Consider the following 19,087-nt stretch of genomic DNA (forward strand, 5'->3'; position numbering starts at 1 on the left):
CGTATGTTAAAAACGCTAGATCTAAACCAGGTAATGGTGCTCGATATTGAAACCGTTCCACAATACCCGTCATTTCAGGATGTACCTCCTCATTTTCAGGAGCTTTGGGAGCATAAAACACATTACCAGCGCAACCATGACCAAAGTGCAGAAGAATTTTACGAGCGCGCAGGTATAATGGCCGAATTTGGTAAAATCATCTGTATAAGTCTGGGTATTTTCTATACAGAAGAAAAAACAAACAAACTGCGAATCAAGTCTTTTTCTGGTCATGATGAAGGGGAAATACTCTTGCAATTTTCGGCATTACTCAATAAACAAACGCCAAACTTAATGTTCTGCGCCCACAACGGAAAAGAGTTTGATTTTCCCTACCTGTGCCGCAGGCTCTTAATTAACCGCATCGAAATTCCCCTCCAATTGCAATTAGCGGGTAAAAAGCCATGGGAAGTAAACCACATCGATACCATGGAGCTCTGGAAATTTGGCGACCACAAACATTTCACTTCGCTCAACCTGCTTGCAGCCATTTTGGATATTCCCACCCCAAAAGACGATATCAACGGCAGTCAGGTGAAACAGGTATACTACGAAGAAAAGAACCTGCCACGGATTGTTACCTATTGCCAGAAAGATGTAATTACTACGGCACAGGTATTGTTAAAATTTAAAGGAATGGACATAATTCCGGCAGAAAACATTACCATTGTAGCCTGATGAGAGAGCTAAAACTAAACATCCCGCAATACTCCAGAGAAAGCGGTGCTGTCTGCAACTGGGAGGATGGTTTTATCATTAGAACTGATGTAGTGAATGATCAGATAGTGATTAGTGCAAACCAGGCAGGATTAATCTCATTAGCAAAACACCTGCTTTTTCTGGCACAAAACGAAACTCCGTTAGATTGCCACTATCATTTAGATGAATACAATAGTCTGGAAAATGGATCGAAAGAAATCATAATCTCTAAAATTTAATGCTAAACGTTGAGAACTTAAATATCGATTTCTATAACCAAGAAGATAAAAACTGGTTTAGCGCCGTTAAAAAAATCAGCTTTAATGTAAAAAAGGGCACTGTTTTAGGCATTGTGGGCGAATCGGGCTCTGGTAAATCAGTTACCTCATTTTCAATTATGCGTTTACATGATGAACGCCTTACAAAAATTACCGGCGGCATTGATTTTGAAGACATTAGCCTGCTTAATTTAAATACTAACGAAATTAGGCAGATTAGAGGGAATCAGATTTCGATGATTTTCCAGGAACCCATGACTTCCCTAAATCCGGTTTTTACCTGTGGTGACCAGGTGGCAGAAGCCATTATCCTGCACCAGAAAGTAGGTAAAACCGAAGCAAAAAAACAAACTATTGCCTTATTTAACGAAGTTCAGCTTCCCCGGCCCGAAAAAATATTCGACAGTTACCCGCACCAGATTTCGGGCGGACAAAAACAGCGGGTAATGATTGCCATGGCATTGAGTTGCAATCCAAAATTGCTTATTGCCGACGAACCTACAACTGCCCTGGATGTTACCGTACAAAAAACCATCCTGCAATTGCTGCTTAAACTCAAAACAGAGCGCAATATGGCCATGATCTTTATTTCGCATGATTTAGGTGTGGTAAACGAAATCGCCGATGAAGTTGCCGTGATGTATAAGGGCGAAATTGTAGAGCAGGGACCAGCAAAATCAGTATTCGAAAATCCACAACATCCCTATACCAAAGGTTTACTGGCCTGCAGACCTTCACCACACCTGCAATTAAAAAAATTACCTGTTATAGCCGACTTTTTAAACAACGAAACCGGTGATATGCCTGCTTATTTACAGCTATCGAACCAGTTAACTGCAACTGAAATTGCGCAACGACGGCAGATACTTTACCAGCAAAAACCATTGTTGCAAGTTAAAGGTTTATGCTCCTGGTACCCTATCCGCAACGGATTGTTCGGTAAAACTACTGATTATGTTAAAGCTGTTGACCAGATTAATTTTGAAGTTTTCCCAGGAGAAACCTTAGGCCTTGTAGGCGAATCGGGTTGCGGCAAAACAACCTTAGGCCGTACCATTTTAAGACTTATACAACCAACATCAGGCAGCATTGTATTTAACGAACAAGACATTACACACCTGGGCAAAGGCGAACTGAGAAAGCTTAGAAAAGACATACAGATTATTTTTCAGGATCCCTATGCTTCGTTAAATCCGAAGCTAAGCATTGGTCAAGCCATTCTTGAACCTTTACAGGTACACCAACTTTATCAAAACGATGCCGAACGAAAAGAAAAGGTATTGGAATTACTGGATAAGGTTGGCTTAAAAGCAGAACATTACAACCGCTATCCGCACGAATTTAGTGGCGGCCAGCGGCAACGGGTGGTAATTGCCCGGGCTTTGGCGCTGCAACCTAAATTCATCATTTGCGATGAATCAGTATCAGCGCTCGATGTTTCCGTTCAGGCACAGGTTCTTAACCTGATTAAATCTTTACAGGCAGAATTTGGCCTGACTTATATTTTCATTTCCCACGATCTGGCTGTGGTAAAACACATTTCAGACCGTATTTTAGTCATGAACAAAGGAAAAATTGAAGAAGAAGGCTTTCCCGAGCAGTTATTCAGCTCGCCTAAAGCCATTTATACCCAAAAACTTATAGCAGCCATTCCCGGGCACCAATAAATATGTTTAGATTTTTCAGCGTAGTTACCCTTTTGTTTTTCACCTTCAACGGTTATGCACAAAAAGTAGAAATTGTGCAGTCAAGCCCTGTTTTTAACCAGGTTCCTTTCGAAGCCTGTCATGCCTCAACCCTGGTTAACCTCGGGAACGGAAAAATTATGGCGGCCTGGTTTGGCGGTAAACACGAAGGCAGTAAAGATGTGGTCATCTGGTCGGCTGTAAAAAATGGCAAAACCTGGAGTCAGCCTGTTGAAATTGCCAATGGGATACAAAATGATACCAGTCGTTTGGCCTGCTGGAATCCGGTATTATTTAAAGCAGAAAACGGGGTCTTATTTTTACATTACAAAGTAGGGCAAAATCCGCGTACCTGGTGGGCCGAATACAAAACATCGGCCAACAATGGCAAAACGTGGTCGAAAGCTAAAAAACTGCCTAAAGATTTTTTAGGTCCCATTAAAAATAAACCCATACAGTTAGCAAACGGAAATATCCTCTACCCATCGAGTACAGAAAGCCTGGATGAAAAAACATGGAATATCCATATTGAAAAATCAGATGCAAAAGGCAAAAACTGGAAAAAAATCAATATCAATTGCGATACTTTTGGCGTTATTCAGCCATCTATTCTTAGCTATCCCAATGGCAAATTACAGCTGCTGTGCAGAAGCCGGCAAAATGTAATTGTAGAAAGCTGGTCTGCTGATAATGGTGAAACCTGGTCGAAACTTAAGCCTACACAATTGCCTAACCCGAATTCGGGCAGCGATGCCGTAACCCTACAAGACGGCCGCCAATTGCTCATTTACAATCCACAAACGGCTGGTAAAAACTGGTGGGAAGGCCGGACTGTATTAAAGCTGGCCATATCTACCGATGGCGAAAACTGGAAAGATATTTATACTCTCGAAAATCATTTAAAAGGCGAATTCAGCTACCCGGCCATTATTCAGGATAAAAAAGGGAATATCCACCTCAGTTACACGGCGGAGCGCAAAAATATTACCTATGTAGAGCTTAAATTAACAGAATAGTAACTAGAGGTTTCTTGCTACCTTCCATTATACATATTCCATTTTACCTCTTCCATCATCCATCTTCCCTCATACATATTACATCATCCCTCTTCCATTTTTACGTCCTAAAACCCACCATTTCCCTATCTTTTCTGTATCTTCGGTAAATTCAGTTTAGCGTATGGCAAAGAAAAAATCGGCAAATATAAAATTGGTTCTGAATCAATTGGTTAGTGACGTTTTTGAAAAAAACAATAATCAACTGCTCAATTACAAACAGGTTTCAGCCAAACTAAACCTAAACGATCATGAATCAAGAGAAACGATTTTAGAGATATTAAAAGAAGGCAAAAACAATGGCATTTTCTTAGAACCCGAAAAAGGGAAATTTAAACTTAAGGAACTGCAGAACTTCATTATTGGTACCGTTGATATGACTGCCGATGGTTCAGCTTATATTGTACCCGAAGATGAGTTTGAAAAAGACATTTTTGTTGCGCCCCGAAAGCTTAAAAATGCCTTGCATGGCGATACCGTAAAAGCTTATGTATTTGCCAAAAAGAGCGGCCGCAAAAATGATGGCGAAGTAATCGAAATCATTAAAAGGGCCAAATCTGATTTTACCGGAGTCATTAAAATTTCGGACCGCTTTGCCTTTGTAATTGCCGATGATAAAAAAATGATGCACGATATTTTTGTGCCGTTGGCCGATACACATGGTGCAAAAAGTGGCCAAAGGGTTTTGGTCACCCTATCCGACTGGCCTGAGAGTGCTAAAAACCCAATTGGCATAGTTAAACATGTACTGGGCAACCAGGGTGAGAACAATACCGAAATGAATGCCATATTAGCGCAATATGGTTTTCCTTTAGAATTTCCGCCACAGGTAGAAAGAGAAGCCAATGCCATTCCCGAAGAAATTCCGGCTGCCGAAATTGCCAAACGCAAGGATTTTAGGAATGTTTTAACTTTTACCATTGATCCGGCTGATGCCAAAGATTTTGATGATGCTATTTCATACCAGAAATTACCAAACGGAAACCATGAAATCGGCATCCACATTGCCGATGTTTCGCATTACGTAATTCAGGGAAGCGAGCTTGATAAAGAAGCTTATAGCCGCGCTACATCCGTTTACCTGGTTGATCGTGTAATCCCGATGCTACCTGAGCGTTTAAGTAACGGGGTATGCTCGCTTCGCCCACACGAAGATAAACTGTGCTTCGCAGCTGTTTTTGAGCTCGATGAGCAGGCGAACATCCAAAATGAATGGTATGGCAGAACAGTTATCCATTCCGACCGGAGATTTGCATATGAAGAAGCTCAGGAAGTGATTGAAAGTAAAACCGGCGATTACGTAACCGAAATACTGAAACTGAATGAGTTGGCCTATATTCTCCGCGACCGCAAGTTTAAAAATGGTGCCATCAGCTTTGAGAGTACCGAAGTAAAATTTAAGCTCGATGAAACTGGTAAACCTATAGGCGTGTATGTGAAAGAGCGTAAAGATGCCCATAAACTGATTGAAGATTACATGCTTCTGGCCAACCGCAAAGTGGCCGAGTTTATTGCCAAAAAGAGCAAGGGTAAGCAAAAATTAACCTTTGTTTACCGGGTGCACGATTCGCCAAACATGGAAACCCTTAACACATTTGCCAACTTTGCTTCCCGTTTTGGCTATAAAATCAACACCAAATCGGATAAGGAAATTGCCAAATCGCTAAACCATTTAATGAGCGAGGTGGAAGGCAAAAAAGAGCAGAATATTTTAACCTCACTGGCCATCCGTTCTATGGCCAAAGCAATTTATACGACTAAAAAAACCAGCCATTACGGCCTGGCTTTCGAATATTATACACACTTTACCTCGCCTATACGCCGTTACCCCGATGTGATGGCCCACCGTTTACTACAAACTTATTTAGACGGAGGAAAATCGGCCGATATGGAGTTTTACGAAGTTGCCTCTGTTCATTCATCGGCGATGGAGAAACGGGCTGCTGATGCCGAAAGAGCTTCGATTAAATACAAACAGGCCGAATATTTAGAAAACAATATCGGTACGGAATACAAAGGCATTATTTCGGGTGTCACCGAGTGGGGCATGTATGTAGAAATCGAAGAGAATAAATGCGAAGGTATGATCCGTTTACGCGATATATCTGACGATTTTTACGTTCTTGACGAAAAAAACTACTGTATTGTGGGCCAAAGAAAGAAGAAAAAATACCAACTGGGTGATGAAGTGATGATCCGTGTAAAAAAAGTTGACCTTTCTAAGCGTCAAATTGATTTCACCCTTATTCCTGATTAAAAAATTAAGACATTTGTGCCCGAAACACAGTGTTTAAACAAAGCATGCATACTACAGAACAATTACAGCAGATTTTAGATACAGCAATACAAAATTTAAAGTTCCCGGATCACCCCAAGCAACTTTATGATCCGATTAGTTACATCATTAACCTTGGCGGCAAACGAGTAAGACCGCTTTTGGTACTCATGGCTACCGAATTGTTTGGCGCAGATGCCAACAAGTCTATCCATGCCGCAATGGCTGTTGAGGTTTTCCATAATTTTACCCTTGTACATGATGATATTATGGATAATGCGCCACTACGCAGAGGCCAGGCAACCGTGCATGAAAAATGGAGCACCAATGTCGCCATTTTAAGTGGCGATGTGATGATGGTAGAAGCCAATAAAAATCTGGCTAAGGTAAATCCGTTTTTCCTTAAAGATGTGCTGGATACTTTTAATGCTACAGCACAAGGTGTTTGCGAAGGCCAGCAACTGGATATGGAATTTGAAGGCCGTGATGATGTGAGTATCGAAGAATACATCAACATGATCAGGCTTAAAACAGCTGTACTATTGGGCGGCGCGCTCAAATTGGGAGCGATTATTGCTGGAGCTTCAAAAAAAGATGCCGATCTTATTGAACAATTTGGCGAAAATATTGGCATTGCTTTTCAGCTACAGGACGATATTTTAGATGTATATGCCGATCCTGAAAAATTTGGGAAGCAGGTCGGCGGTGATATTATTGCCAATAAGAAGACTTTCCTGCTCTTAAAAGCACTATCGAAAACTAATTCTTTAGCACTTCAGGGTTGGATTAACAATAAAAACTCCGATATTCAGGAAAAAGTTCAGGCGGTTACAGCCATATATAATGAACTAAAGATTAGAGAAGAGGCAGAAAAAGAGATGATGAAATATGCAGCACTAGCTTTTCAAAACTTGAATGATATTGAAGTTCCTAAAGCAAATAAACATGATTTACACCAACTTGCAGAACAGCTATTGAAACGGAATAATTAAAAACAATATAAGTTAACCTCTCATGTACAAGTTATTACAGCACCCAACAACCTCTTTTCGTAGTAAATTCCATTTCGAATTATTTACCCTTACAGCCTTATTGCTAAGCCTTTTCTTCTTTGCAGGCTGCAGAGATTCCAGAGATGGAATGGCCGATTTTATTAAAGCCTACAATGAACAAGCCAGGTATACCAATACTGCATCGGTAAGCAGTACTTCGGCAGAAGCAGATTACAAGGAAAAAATAATTAAAATAAAGGTGGTTACCACTTATTCTGCCAGCGATCCTGAAAGTAATTTTATAAAACAGGCCATGCCAGGAATGATGATGGAGCTATTAAGACAACAGCCATCCTCTAATAAATTGATTAAAGATGGCGTTAAATTCGAAATTACCTATTATACAGAAAAGCTATCCGAAATTTTATCGGCAACATTAGATAAAAAGAAAATGGAAGAGCTGAGCAAGGCTACTCCTGATGCCCTGAATAACGATCCTAGTTTTATAAATCCAAAAGCAAAGGCTCCATCTTCTCCTATTGAGCAGATATTAGCCGCACTGAACAAAAGCCTGCCTTATACCGATGCCTCAAACGGTGCAACTATCTTCAGAATAGACCAAAACAGGCTTGGCGATTTAGTTTATCATGTACGTACCCCAAAAGATCTTGCTGGCCCGTTGAAAACCAAGGCAGGTGTAGAACTGATGAAAAGCGAAATATTGCGAAGTGGGAAGCTGAAAAAATTGATGAGTGGTTTTAGAAAATTTCAGATTAATGCTGTGAAGTATGTCTATTACGATCAAAAAGGCAATCAGATTAATGAGCTCCGTTTAACTACTGCTGATCTAAATTAAGCCACATGGATGATAACGAAGAATACAGAGAAAGGCCTGTTTGGAGAATAGTGCTTAGTATCGCAATTGCTATTTTTGCAGTAATACGTCTTTTTGCAACTTGCAACAAAATGGATTCGAGGCAAAGTAACATACCAGACAGCAACATTTTAAATTTAACAGAGCAACGGTTTTCGAACCAAGGCTCCGTATCCTCATCCCCGCCTCCTAAAGCCTGGAACAGTCTGCTTTATAAAAGGTACAAATACCTTGACTCTTTAGACCTAACCCGGCTTAGAGACTTTTATATCGTTAAATTAACAAAAGACTCTCTTGTTAGTCTGGATATAAAGAGTCAGCTTAAAATAGAAAAAGGATGCTTTTTTCAAAACACACATGATGATTCTTTAAAGTTTGCATTTAAAACGCCTAAGAATCTAAATGTTTTTGTGCACGATTTCGAAGGTACTTCGACTGTTGATGCATCTTTTAAACAACTAAAATCTGGAAGTAAAATCAAAAACTACCGTGATTTTATTAAACTTAGCCCAAATTCAAAATTGGTTTCTTATAACATTACACAATCCGGCATTAAGTTTAAAGGTGTAGCTTACGCTTTTAAACAAGACAACTATAAAATGTTTATTGAGTTTGAAAGTAGTACACTTACTCAAATCAATTTAGAGCATCAGGCGTTAACTTATGTTTCTAAACACATTAAAGTAGTGCAATAGCAATAACTTAATCTAAAAAGTATTGCTATTGTGTACCAGTTTAAGCGCTTAATTTAATATTGATACGAAAAAAGTATAACTGAGAATTTTGCTTATCAGGCTCTTGCTAGTTTATACTTAATCCAGAAATCGGCTGCTTTACTGTTTGCTATGCCTTCGGCTGGCCGCTGTCCACGGCCTCCGCCGCCCATACCACCACCAGATCTTCCACTACCCATACCACCGCGGCCACCGCCCATGCCACCTCTCGACATACCACCGCCAGGTCTTTCACCTCCTTCCGGCCTACCTTCTTTATGCATAATGACTTTATTAGACTGGTTAATTTTAATATTATAAAACAAAGGATTTTTCATGTCCAGGTTAACAGCCAATTGAGCTAATGGGATACTCAATTCGTATATCATGTCTTTATTGGGATGAATGCTCATGCCAGTTTCAATTCCGCTCTCGTTATCAGCAGGTAAATCGCCATCCGGAATCTGCTTAAAGCCTGAGACATGAATAGCTTTGTGCATTGCCTGCTCATCGAGCATCATCTCGTTATGCTCATTGGGTTTCACCTCATGATGATCTGCCCCTCTATCACTTTCATTTGGCATAGGCGGTCTTTCCATTAGCGGAAAAGTTAATTTCATACCATCTTTCTTTTTACCAACTGTATTAATATTTAATGTAATACCACCTCTTAACACGCTAAAGGTAGTTTGTGGATCTAAAGATTCGATAATAATGTACAGGTTCTGATCATCATTAGCCAGAGCAAAAGCCAACCGTGTAGCATCGTTATACTGATTAAGCGGTTCGTTCCATTCGTTCGAGATGCCATCGGCTTTAAACGGCTTTACCATACGGATATTTTCTTCAACCTCTTGCGCATATAATAACCGGACAGAAATTAGTAGCGGAATTAATAAGGATATTTCTTTCAGATTCATCGGGGATTAATTTTAAAATCAATAACCAAATCTACAGACCGGAAATGTTAATTTTTGTTATTTAACAGGGTTTAACAATTAAGCCGGGAGTCGACAGTCCGGAGTCAGGAGTTGGAAATCTGAAGTCAGCTAAGCGATGAAATGAACTAATGGCCAATTTTCAGTTGGATTATCTATTAATTATAAACCAATAACCAATTTTCAGTTATCAATTTCCAGCTTAATTAAGCTATTGACTATAAACCAATGACCAATACTCAGTTATCAATTTCCAGTTGGATTAAGCTATTGACTATGAACCAATAAGCCATATAACAAAAAAGGTCCTGATTTTCATCAGAACCTTTTTTATATTTTTGTTTCTTACTAATTATTCTGCAGCTGCAGCTTCTTCAGTAGATTCGTCTTTTTTAGCTGCTTTTTTTGCTGGTGCTTTTTTAGCAGGTGCTGCTTCAACTTCAGCTACAACTTCTTTCTTTGCAGTTGCTTTTTTAGCAGCTGGTTTAGCGATTGCTGCTTCGATTTCAGCATCAGTGATAGGAAGAATAGAAACGTATGATTTGTTATCTTGTTTCTTTTTGAAAACAACAGTACCATCAACTAAAGCGAATAAAGTATGGTCTTTACCAATACCAACGCCTTTATCAGGATGGTGTTTTGTACCACGTTGACGTACTAAAATGTTTCCTGCGATAGCTAACTGACCACCGAAAACTTTAATACCTAAACGCTTACTATGCGATTCACGTCCGTTTTTCGAACTACCGGCTCCTTTTTTGTGTGCCATGATTTTATATTTTGTAACCCGCCAAAAAGCGGATTATTGGGTTAACAATTAATTATAACGTGATGTCAGAGATCTGAATCTTAGTGAAAAACTGGCGGTGACCGTTTTTCTTTTTGTAACCTTTTCTACGTTTTTTGTGGAAAACGATTACTTTATCACCTTTTAAATGAGATACGATCTTAGCTGAAACTTTAGCACCTTTAACTGCAGGAGCACCTACAGTAATTGCACCACCGTTATCAACCAACAATACATTATCAAATTCAATACTAGCGCCTTCATCTCCTTGCAATCTGTGTACAAAAAGGTGCTGGTCTTTAGCAACTTTAAATTGCTGCCCTGCTATATTTACTATTGCGTACATTGTTTAAATATTAGTTTTTTAATTTTTATTTAACGAGGTGCAAATATAGAACAATTTCAATTAACACACAAATAGATATCGAAAATATTTTTCGTTAAAACATTCCCCCGGTCATTACCGCTGATTCGGCATCCATTTACCTACCTCAATTAAAGTTTTTCGGAAGACAAAGGTAAGCATTTTAACCCCCACCTGATTTGTAGCAGCCACTTTGTTCTAAACCCGATAGGAATGGAAAGCCTCAGCTTTTTCGGCAGTGCTTGTAGTGGATAGCGGGACTACAAGCTGCCAAGTACTCCTGTCTGCTCCTTTTCAAAATCATAAAACTGCCATCTGTTAAAAAATGTTAAACACCAATTTTACTACGAAAATTTCGTAGATTTACGAAAACTAAATAGATAACTAAAACCCAATATTATGAAACGAATTTTAACTACCTGCTTGGCTACCGCCATTTTACTTTCGGCCAAAGCCCAGGAACCGGATAAAGCACTGGCCAGGGTGCGTTATACTTTTACACACGTGAGAGACACCACCCAAAGAGACAAACCGAAAGTGGAAAACATGCTATTGGTAACCGGCAAAAACGCTTCGGTTTATACCAGTTACGATAAGCTGAACCAGGCGCTGAACATGCAAAAACAGATACAGGAACAGATTAAAAACCAAACAGGTAATGGTAACATGAAAATTGAAGTAAAAAGTGAAATGAAAGCTCCCCTAACCCAGGAAGATTATTTCTTTTTTGCCAACGAACATAAAATGATTACCAAAGAGCGCCTGTTTAACAATTACCTGGTTGAAGAACCTGCAGCCAAAATAGACTGGAAGATATTGAAAGATACAATGAGTTTTTCGGGGGTTGCCTGCCAAAAAGCTACAGCACATTTTAAAGGCCGCAACTGGGTTGCCTGGTTTGCCAGCGAAATTCCGTTTCAAAGCGGTCCGTGGAAATTAAATGGCCTACCCGGATTAATTGTAGAAGCTTACGACGATAAAAAGGAAGTGAAATTTGAATTTGCCGGGCTTGAAAATGTAAAAGATGCAGATGCTACAGCGAACTCGGATGGCGATGTTAAAATAGCAGCTCCGAATGGCGGAGTGGGTGCAGTAAAAATTGTAGGTATAGATGTGAGTACCAGCTACCTTGGGCCAGAAATTAAATTGCCTGCCGATGCCATTAAAACCACCCGGAAAGAATTAGATAAACTTAAAGCTGCCCGTGATAAAGACCCACAGGGCTTTATGCAGGCACAAATGGCGGCAAGCGGCATGCAAGGCTCGTTCAGAACCAACCAGGCACCACGCCCGGCAGGTACAGCAGCAACTAAACCAGAAGTAAACAACCCGATAGAAATTGAAGACAAAAAATGAGAAAGCTCGTTTTAACCTGCTGGCTCCTGCTGGCAGCTTTTTCGGTTTTTGCCCAGAAACCACTTAAAGGCATGGTAAAAGATGCCAGCGGCAAGGCTGTCGAATCAGTTAACGTAACTTTAAAAGATGCTGAAGGTAACACCATCAACTTTACGCGCACCAACAAGAATGGTACTTTTAGTATTGAGCTCAAAAATGACCAGATTGCCGGTTACAAAATTGAAGCTTCGAGCATTGGCTTCAAAAAGCTGATTACCACTGTAACTGATATTGCTAAAAGTTACGACCTGACTTTACAACCCAGCGAAACCACACTGGAAACGGTTACCGTTAAAAACCGGCCATCGTTAACAGCCCGGGGCGACACCTTAAATTACCGCACTTCTGATTTTGCCGACAAGCAAGACAGAAGCATTGGCGATGTGCTTAAAAAAATGCCTGGTGTAGAGGTTGCCGAGGATGGCAAGATCAGCTACAATGGAAAATCGATTTCGAACCTTTATGTAGATGGTGATAATTTGCTAGACGATAAATACAATATTGGCACAAAAAACATCCCTCATGGTGCGGTTGATAAGGTACAGGTAATCCAAAACGACCAGCCCATTAAAATGATGCGGAAAAATAACATGAGCGATGATGTTGCGCTAAACCTGGTAATAAAAGATGAGGCAAAGCTTAAAGTAATGGGCGATGCAACTGTTGGAGCAGGTATGCCCAACCGCTTTGACGAAAACCTTACCGCCATGCTGTTTAATAAAAAACTGAAGTTTATTAACAACATTAAGGGCAACAACATTGGCAGCGATCCAGGTGGCGACCTTACCGCGCACAATTTCTCTGATTACTTAAAAAAACTGGATAACGATAAACCCAGTGGACTCCTTTCAACAGGTGCTGCCGGGGTGCCTTCGTTACCGCAAAGCCGATACCTTTTCAACAAAGCAGGACTGATTAACCTGAACAATTTATACAAGTTTAACCCCGATCTGCAGTTGAGGGCTAATATTTCATATTTATATGATCAGCGACGTCAGCAATACAATAAATTTTCGGAAACTTATTTACCCAATCAAACCATTCGCTATGCCGAAACGCAGAGCAATGCCATTAATCCGCAAAAGCTGAGGGCGCAGTTTAACTTAAACGGAAATGCTGAGCAGTACTACCTGAACAACAATCTGGTAGTGGAATATACACCTTTTAAAACCACATCGGGTTTTGTAATTAACAATGTAGCGGCCAACCAGGTACTTAAACAAGAAACCTTCGATTTGTCGAACGAATTTAATTACCGTAAAAAATTAAAATCAGACGATGTAATTAACCTCTACTCCTACTTAAACCGGACTACACAACCAGAAACACTAAATATTACACCCGGGCTTAATGCCGATATCTTAAACAATGGTAACAGTTATCTTGGTTTAACACAATACATTAAATTACCAACCTGGTACACCAACAATTATGCGTCTTTCGCTTTTGTAAAAAACAACTTCGTACAAACCTATAAGGCTGGTTTTAATGTACAAAAACAACAATTGAATTCGGAGCTATACCGTACACAAAACAATCAGCAAACGGAACCAGTAACAGGCAGTACAGTAAACGATCTCGACTGGCTAAAAACCAAACTCTATACAGAGGCAACCTATGAGTATACCAACGATAAGCTAAAAGCAGGCATAAGCTTGCCGTTAAGCTACAATCAGATCAATTATAGCGATGCCCTAAATCAATTGGATAACAGGCTGAACAAGTTATTTATAAACCCGGCACTTAACGTAAAATACCAAACCAGTACAGAAAACTATGTAACAGCAAATTATAGTTTCAGAAACGACCTTGGGGGAATTGATGATGTTTACCGCGGCACTATTTTAAAAAACTACCGGTCGCTATTTTCGAACGATGCACCTATTGCTGAATCCAAAACACATAATGTTGGGGCTGGTTTTAATTTTAGAAAGGCCATGCAAATGCTATTTGCGAATTTAACGGCTACTTACAGCGACACCGAATTGAGTACCATTTCTGCTTATAACTTAAGTAACAACATCCAACAGAAAATTGTATTGCCATTGAATAACCATATCCGCAGCCTCTCGCTAGCCGCAAATGCAAGCAAATATCTGTTTAGCTTAAAAAGTACGGTGAATGCCGGAGTAAGTTTTGCACAAAGCCGATACAGTCAACTACAAAACAATGCATTATTGCCATTTAACACGCAAACGATAAGCTATAAAGCCGGCATTGAAGCTAAGCTTACAAACTTCATCAATTGGTCATATAACGCTAATTTTGCCATTACCGACAATAAAGCCATGATTGCTGATGGAATAGAAACGAACTTTAAGCAATTAAGGCAGCAGTCATCTTTAGCCATCACTACGGTTAGAAATGTGTATTTAAATTTATCGGCAGAACACCTTTTCACCCGGCAATCTTCACAGCCAGATTTGAAGTATCTTTTTGCTGATGCCAATATGCGGTACAAATGGTTAAAAATGAAAACAGATATTGAATTTGGGATAACCAACTTAACCAACATTAAAAGCTTTGATGCCATTTATCTTTCGGCTAACTCCCTTACCACCGGTACTTATTACATCCCCGGTAGGGTGGCCATGCTGAAGGCTACGTTTAATTTCTAAGTATTTTGGTCAGTGGGAAGTGATGCACCATATCATTTCCCCGCTGATTTAAGGTGACACACTAGGAGCAAATTGACAAGCATGAGGTTAAATCAAAATCTTTTCAAATCAGCGAAATCCGTGTGATCGGCGGAGAAAAAAGAATGATATTAAGGCTTGGTATTGATCTGAATAAACTGTCTATTTTTATCCATTTTTAGATCCATAATCATGTTGGGATTCAATTTATCGAGCTCTGCTTTGCTTATCTTTTTTCCATTTAAATAATAACCTGTGCTGGTAACCGACGATTCTTTTACTTCTGATTTATCGTTTACTGTTTCATCGGCATGTTTTGTATTGATGGTAGACTTCATAATAAAAACAGCGGTTACTTTTTTTCCTTTGGCATCAGGAACATTTCCTAATCCCATATTCGCCTGATCAGCCAGCATAATCTGCTCAATTTTTTCGTTAGTTGGAACAGAATCGGTAAAGGTGAAATGTTTAACAAAGGTTCTTTTGCTAAGATCGCCATCCGTTTTAAAATCGAACTTAACATTACCAACCATTTTTTTAACCACTTCTCTTATCTGGTGCGGTACCGAATCGCCCTCTTTGCCAGTCTGCTTAAAAACAAATGTCAGCTTGATTGCTGTGTCTATTTTTTTCACCAAAGGTGAGACTATCTTTTTCTTTTTTCTGGTTATTATACTGGTTTTGGCTTGCACAATAGATTCAGCTTCCTTATGTGGGATTACATTAACCACCATTTTAGTTAAGGGAGCTAAACTTTTCCGAACGGCTTTCTTATCAATAGTAAAAGCCAGCGTAACGCACAACAAAACCGGTAATACCAGCATATAGCGGGTTAAGTTCACTTTCGATGAACGTTTGGTATTCATCATTTTAATCCGTTTTTTCAGATCAGAAAGGTTGAAATTGTTAACAATAGCCACCGAAGGTTGTAAAGCACCTACATCCAGCAAACTGTATTGGTATGCCTTTTTATCGATTCCCTTTCTTAAAATGCGGGCATCGGTAATAAACTCAATATTTTCGCGCACGGCTTTTTTCATCAGCCAAACACCTGGATTAAACCAATAAAAAACCACGCAAATTTCGGCCAGAATAATATCTAATGTATGCCACTGCTCCACATGTACTTTCTCGTGTGCCAGGATATTGGGTAGATCTTCCTGCTTGTGCAGACCCGGATTAATGTAAATGGTTTGCCAGAAACTGAAAGGGCTTACCTCTTCAGTTAATATCCTTACCGGATACTGACTCAGCTTATCGGGCGAAGAATTTTGATGCATGCGATACAGGGAGATGAACTGCACCAGTAAACGCAGTGCCATTAAAACCACGCCTGCATAAAAAAGTATGGAAAGTATTTGCCAGATAAACGGTACAGCATTTTGTTTTACCAGCTGACTTACCTGTTGGTTCAACTCCGGAACAAATGCAGGTACCGACTTACGGCCGGCCAAAAAATCGGTAAGGTTGATAAAAGGATACGCAGAAGAAAAAATAATACCGAACACCAGAAAAGCCCTGTTGAGCGAGTAAAAGGTAAGCCTGCGCAATACCAGGTAATAGGTGGCCGAAAACAAAATCAGCACCAGGTTAATTTTTAATAAAAGGAGAAAGAAATGTGGCATAGCCTTTACTTTTCAGGGTTCTCGATTAAATTTATAATCTCTTTAAGTTCTTCGGCACTGATCTTTTTATCCTTGGCAAAAAAAGCGACAAGCTCTTTATAGGAACTTTGAAAGTAATTATTGACAAAGCCGCTCATAAACCGCTTTTTATATTCTACTTCTTTAACCTTTGCACTGTAACGGTTAGCATTGGCAAAACGCTCGCTTACCAGATAGCCTTTACGTTCCAGATTCTTAATTGTTGATGCCAGTGTAGTGTAAGGAGGTTTAGGCTCAGGCAGTACATCCATAAAATCTTTGATGAAGCCTTTTCCAATCTGCCAAACAGCCAGCATCGCTTCTTCTTCCTGCAATGTTAATTTTTCCATACTTACGAATATATCGTAAATATACGAAAACATCCTAAACAAAAAAGACCTTAATCTGCTTTGATTAAGGTCTTTTCGTTTGAAATTAAACCAATAAATTTACTTTACGCTTCTTTTTTCTGCCTGAAGTAAGGTTTGATCAATAACTTTACGCATCTGCACAGCAGCATCGAGTAATTTAGGATTGCCATCAAAATCACCATACATCACTACATGCTTTGTTTTTTCCTTGTATTTAAACAAAATATCATAGCGTGGTACTGCCATCGATTTTACGCTTTTCTTACCAATAGTATCCGGAAAATTCCAAAGACCAATTTCGTTGGCTTTACCGTGCATGTAAAGGATATCATCGCTCTTTAAAAAGATTTTCTTCTTAATTACCGAATCGGCGCCGTTAACATACTGGTACTCGCCTGTTGCTGAGTTGTAATGATTTTCTAAGGTGTCCTTAATCCCCCATTTATATTCCATCGATACGAAATCCTTTTTGCGGAAAGGTGCGTTCTGGATAATCGGTTTATAGTAGATGTAACAATAAATAATCATCGGAACGATGATGGTAATGGCTAAGAATATTTTTTTCCCTCTGCTTGACACTTTTTATATTAATTATTGAATGAACGAATTACTGAATTATTTAGTGAAAGAATGATCGTTTTTTTGAATGATTGCATGTTTCTGACTCAAAACTCCCGACTTAAGCCTCAGTACTCTCTTTAAGCTCCCCTTCCCATTTACTTACCACAGCGGTTGCAATACTGTTACCTACCACATTCGTTGCCGAACGGCCCATATCCAGTAAGGGATCGATACCGATTAACAAGGCTAAACCTGCTTCGGGAATGTTGAAACTGGCAATAGTACCAGCAATAACCACCAGCGATGCTCTAGGCACACCGGCAATCCCCTTACTGGTTAACATCAGGATTAACAGCATCGAAATTTGCTGTTCAAAACCTAAATGAATACCATAAGCCTGCGCAATAAACAATGAGGCAAAGGTCATGTACATCATCGAACCATCCAGGTTAAACGAGTAACCCAATGGCAATACAAAGCTTACAATTTTATCTTTACAGCCAAAACGCTCCAGTAACAGCATGGTTTTTGGATAGGCCGCTTCGCTACTGGCCGTACTAAATGCCAGAACCGCAGGCTCTTTCATATCGTTTACCAGGCGGAAAATACGTTTTTTCAGCACCAGAAAGCCCAAAAATATGAGTAAGCCCCAAAGAATGGCCAAACCAAAGTAAAACTCCCCTATAAAAATAGCATAGGTATTTAATACACTTAAACCCTGCTTAGCTATAATCGCCGTCATGGCGCCAAAAACAGCGAGTGGTGCAAAGTTCATTACATAGCCGGTCATTTTTAATATTACGTGTGCAATGGCATCAAAAGCTTTAATTACAACCTGTCCCATATCGCCAATGGCTGCCGTAGCTACTCCAAAAAACAGCGAGAATACCACAATTTGTAAAATTTCGTTGGTAGCCATTGATTCGGCAATACTTTTTGGAAACACGTGCGCAATAAAGTCTTTAACACTCATGGCTGCTTTTTGTATCCCGGTATCAACCAAATGATCAGGCAACGATAATTTCATGTGTTTTCCAGGCTCAAATAAGTTTACCAGGATCATTCCCAACACCAGCGACATTAACGACATGGTTAAAAACCAGCCAAGCGTTTTACCACCAATACGGCCTACCGCTTTAATATCGCCCACCTTAGCTACACCAACAACTAATGTGGTAAATACCAGTGGCGCAACAATCATTTTAATCAGGCGCAGAAAAATATCGCTTAAAAGGGTAAAAAACTCCAGTTTTTTCTCTCTTATTCCTTCGTTTTCTTTTTTGATTTTGGCGGCAGCTTTTTTATCAGCTTTAAATTGAGTATAAACCGCAGTGGTTGTATCGGTCGTTTTTGCGATGTTTACCTCGATACTTTTAACCTTTGCATCGGCATTCAGGATATTCTGGTTGTAAACATTGATAGAGTTTACGTTTAAAATATAGCCTAGTGCAATACCTGCAATCAGCGCTATAAAAATAAAAAGCGTGAGTTTGTTTTTCTTCATGAATAAAAAAGTTTGTGGCACTCTTAATTCGGTAAAACTACGATATTTACCGCTTGTAACAAATTTTGATATCGGGAGGCATCAAAAAATATATCAACGTCACTTAATTAAGCTATTCAACAAAGCAGAAATAATTTAACCATAGATAAAAAGGATGCGCACACAGATATGAAAATGCGTGTTTATCTGCGAACATCCCCGCCTGACAAGCCGGACAGGTGTGGTTTAAATTTTTAACTCAATGACATTAAAAAATATATTATTTTCGCATTCTCGTG

General features: G+C 39.5%; 17 protein-coding genes. 10 read left to right on the forward strand and 7 right to left on the reverse strand.

From position 1 onward, the window contains the following. Positions 1-3 precede the first annotated feature (3 nt). The 8 genes from DBR40_RS03875 to DBR40_RS03910 all read left to right on the forward strand — a co-directional run bounded on the left by DBR40_RS03875 (position 4) and on the right by DBR40_RS03910 (position 8,592). The gene (locus DBR40_RS03875; protein WP_124558501.1) at positions 4-717 is read left to right on the forward strand and encodes a 3'-5' exonuclease; all 714 of its coding nucleotides are present in this window, start codon (positions 4-6) and stop codon (positions 715-717) included. Continuing rightward, positions 717-977 (forward strand): hypothetical protein, encoded by a 261-nt coding sequence (locus DBR40_RS03880; RefSeq protein WP_124558502.1) that lies wholly within the window; start codon positions 717-719, stop codon positions 975-977. The genes DBR40_RS03875 and DBR40_RS03880 overlap by 1 nt, the downstream gene beginning before the upstream one ends. After that, entirely contained in the window at positions 977-2,683 is a 1,707-nt protein-coding gene (locus DBR40_RS03885; RefSeq protein ID WP_124558503.1) for an ABC transporter ATP-binding protein, read from the forward strand. Before DBR40_RS03880 ends, DBR40_RS03885 begins: the two co-directional genes overlap by 1 nt. Positions 2,684-2,685: 2 nt before the next feature. Next, positions 2,686-3,717 carry a sialidase family protein gene (locus DBR40_RS03890; RefSeq protein ID WP_124558504.1) on the forward strand — a complete coding sequence of 344 codons (1,032 nt, stop codon included), beginning with the start codon at positions 2,686-2,688 and terminating at the stop codon, positions 3,715-3,717. 163 nt (positions 3,718-3,880) lie between these two features. Continuing rightward, entirely contained in the window at positions 3,881-6,013 is a 2,133-nt protein-coding gene (gene rnr, locus DBR40_RS03895) for a ribonuclease R (protein ID WP_124558505.1), read from the forward strand. Between the two features lie 44 nt (positions 6,014-6,057). Beyond that, positions 6,058-7,023, forward strand: coding sequence for a polyprenyl synthetase family protein (locus DBR40_RS03900; RefSeq protein ID WP_124558506.1), 966 nt, complete (start codon positions 6,058-6,060; stop codon positions 7,021-7,023). Between the two features lie 22 nt (positions 7,024-7,045). After that, a complete protein-coding gene (locus DBR40_RS03905) occupies positions 7,046-7,879 on the forward strand; it encodes a hypothetical protein (protein WP_124558507.1) in 834 nt (277 codons plus the stop codon). A 5-nt stretch (positions 7,880-7,884) separates the two neighbouring features. Then, positions 7,885-8,592 (forward strand): hypothetical protein, encoded by a 708-nt coding sequence (locus DBR40_RS03910; RefSeq protein ID WP_124558508.1) that lies wholly within the window; start codon positions 7,885-7,887, stop codon positions 8,590-8,592. Between the two features lie 95 nt (positions 8,593-8,687). Here the strand turns inward: DBR40_RS03910 and DBR40_RS26830 are convergent, their stop codons facing one another. From DBR40_RS26830 to rplU, 3 genes are all read right to left on the reverse strand, one after another. Further along, the gene (locus tag DBR40_RS26830) at positions 8,688-9,530 is read right to left on the reverse strand and encodes a hypothetical protein (protein ID WP_199748273.1); all 843 of its coding nucleotides are present in this window, start codon (positions 9,528-9,530) and stop codon (positions 8,688-8,690) included. Between the two features lie 370 nt (positions 9,531-9,900). Then, entirely contained in the window at positions 9,901-10,317 is a 417-nt protein-coding gene (gene rpmA / locus DBR40_RS03920) for a 50S ribosomal protein L27 (RefSeq protein ID WP_124558509.1), read from the reverse strand. Positions 10,318-10,369: 52 nt separating this feature from the next. Beyond that, complete coding sequence (gene rplU, locus DBR40_RS03925) at positions 10,370-10,681, reverse strand: 50S ribosomal protein L21 (RefSeq protein ID WP_039476071.1); 312 nt, start codon at positions 10,679-10,681, stop codon at positions 10,370-10,372. 417 nt (positions 10,682-11,098) lie between these two features. Here rplU and DBR40_RS03930 point away from each other — a divergent pair, with 417 nt between their 5' ends. Next, complete coding sequence (locus tag DBR40_RS03930; RefSeq protein WP_124558510.1) at positions 11,099-12,055, forward strand: GLPGLI family protein; 957 nt, start codon at positions 11,099-11,101, stop codon at positions 12,053-12,055. Continuing rightward, complete coding sequence (locus tag DBR40_RS03935; protein ID WP_124558511.1) at positions 12,052-14,712, forward strand: TonB-dependent receptor; 2,661 nt, start codon at positions 12,052-12,054, stop codon at positions 14,710-14,712. Before DBR40_RS03930 ends, DBR40_RS03935 begins: the two co-directional genes overlap by 4 nt. Positions 14,713-14,861: 149 nt before the next feature. Here DBR40_RS03935 and DBR40_RS03940 read toward each other — a convergent pair whose 3' ends face one another. The 4 genes from DBR40_RS03940 to DBR40_RS03955 all read right to left on the reverse strand — a co-directional run bounded on the left by DBR40_RS03940 (position 14,862) and on the right by DBR40_RS03955 (position 18,809). Continuing rightward, complete coding sequence (locus tag DBR40_RS03940; RefSeq protein WP_124558512.1) at positions 14,862-16,355, reverse strand: M56 family metallopeptidase; 1,494 nt, start codon at positions 16,353-16,355, stop codon at positions 14,862-14,864. A 5-nt stretch (positions 16,356-16,360) separates the two neighbouring features. Beyond that, the gene (locus DBR40_RS03945; protein ID WP_124558513.1) at positions 16,361-16,723 is read right to left on the reverse strand and encodes a BlaI/MecI/CopY family transcriptional regulator; all 363 of its coding nucleotides are present in this window, start codon (positions 16,721-16,723) and stop codon (positions 16,361-16,363) included. A 99-nt stretch (positions 16,724-16,822) separates the two neighbouring features. Beyond that, positions 16,823-17,323 carry a hypothetical protein gene (locus tag DBR40_RS03950; RefSeq protein ID WP_124558514.1) on the reverse strand — a complete coding sequence of 167 codons (501 nt, stop codon included), beginning with the start codon at positions 17,321-17,323 and terminating at the stop codon, positions 16,823-16,825. A 100-nt stretch (positions 17,324-17,423) separates the two neighbouring features. Then, positions 17,424-18,809: a dicarboxylate/amino acid:cation symporter gene (locus DBR40_RS03955; RefSeq protein ID WP_124558515.1), complete on the reverse strand. Its 1,386-nt coding sequence runs from the start codon at positions 18,807-18,809 to the stop codon at positions 17,424-17,426. Between the last annotated feature and the right edge of the window lie 278 nt (positions 18,810-19,087).

This window comes from Pedobacter sp. KBW01 (assembly GCF_003852395.1).
GTDB lineage: Bacteria > Bacteroidota > Bacteroidia > Sphingobacteriales > Sphingobacteriaceae > Pedobacter.

What these genes read in the sequence shown, in the direction of transcription:
- rnr (WP_124558505.1), top strand. Translation starts at nt 3,881, where the DNA reads ATGGCAAAGAAAAAATCGGCAAATATAAAATTGGTTCTGAATCAATTG.
- DBR40_RS26830 (WP_199748273.1), bottom strand. Translation starts at nt 9,530, where the DNA reads ATGAATCTGAAAGAAATATCCTTATTAATTCCGCTACTAATTTCTGTC.
- rpmA (WP_124558509.1), bottom strand. Translation starts at nt 10,317, where the DNA reads ATGGCACACAAAAAAGGAGCCGGTAGTTCGAAAAACGGACGTGAATCG.
- DBR40_RS03900 (WP_124558506.1), top strand. Translation starts at nt 6,058, where the DNA reads ATGCATACTACAGAACAATTACAGCAGATTTTAGATACAGCAATACAA.
- DBR40_RS03940 (WP_124558512.1), bottom strand. Translation starts at nt 16,355, where the DNA reads ATGCCACATTTCTTTCTCCTTTTATTAAAAATTAACCTGGTGCTGATT.
- DBR40_RS03910 (WP_124558508.1), top strand. Translation starts at nt 7,885, where the DNA reads ATGGATGATAACGAAGAATACAGAGAAAGGCCTGTTTGGAGAATAGTG.
- DBR40_RS03905 (WP_124558507.1), top strand. Translation starts at nt 7,046, where the DNA reads ATGTACAAGTTATTACAGCACCCAACAACCTCTTTTCGTAGTAAATTC.
- DBR40_RS03955 (WP_124558515.1), bottom strand. Translation starts at nt 18,809, where the DNA reads ATGAAGAAAAACAAACTCACGCTTTTTATTTTTATAGCGCTGATTGCA.
- DBR40_RS03945 (WP_124558513.1), bottom strand. Translation starts at nt 16,723, where the DNA reads ATGGAAAAATTAACATTGCAGGAAGAAGAAGCGATGCTGGCTGTTTGG.
- DBR40_RS03885 (WP_124558503.1), top strand. Translation starts at nt 977, where the DNA reads ATGCTAAACGTTGAGAACTTAAATATCGATTTCTATAACCAAGAAGAT.
- DBR40_RS03875 (WP_124558501.1), top strand. Translation starts at nt 4, where the DNA reads ATGTTAAAAACGCTAGATCTAAACCAGGTAATGGTGCTCGATATTGAA.
- DBR40_RS03930 (WP_124558510.1), top strand. Translation starts at nt 11,099, where the DNA reads ATGAAACGAATTTTAACTACCTGCTTGGCTACCGCCATTTTACTTTCG.
- rplU (WP_039476071.1), bottom strand. Translation starts at nt 10,681, where the DNA reads ATGTACGCAATAGTAAATATAGCAGGGCAGCAATTTAAAGTTGCTAAA.
- DBR40_RS03890 (WP_124558504.1), top strand. Translation starts at nt 2,686, where the DNA reads ATGTTTAGATTTTTCAGCGTAGTTACCCTTTTGTTTTTCACCTTCAAC.
- DBR40_RS03935 (WP_124558511.1), top strand. Translation starts at nt 12,052, where the DNA reads ATGAGAAAGCTCGTTTTAACCTGCTGGCTCCTGCTGGCAGCTTTTTCG.
- DBR40_RS03880 (WP_124558502.1), top strand. Translation starts at nt 717, where the DNA reads ATGAGAGAGCTAAAACTAAACATCCCGCAATACTCCAGAGAAAGCGGT.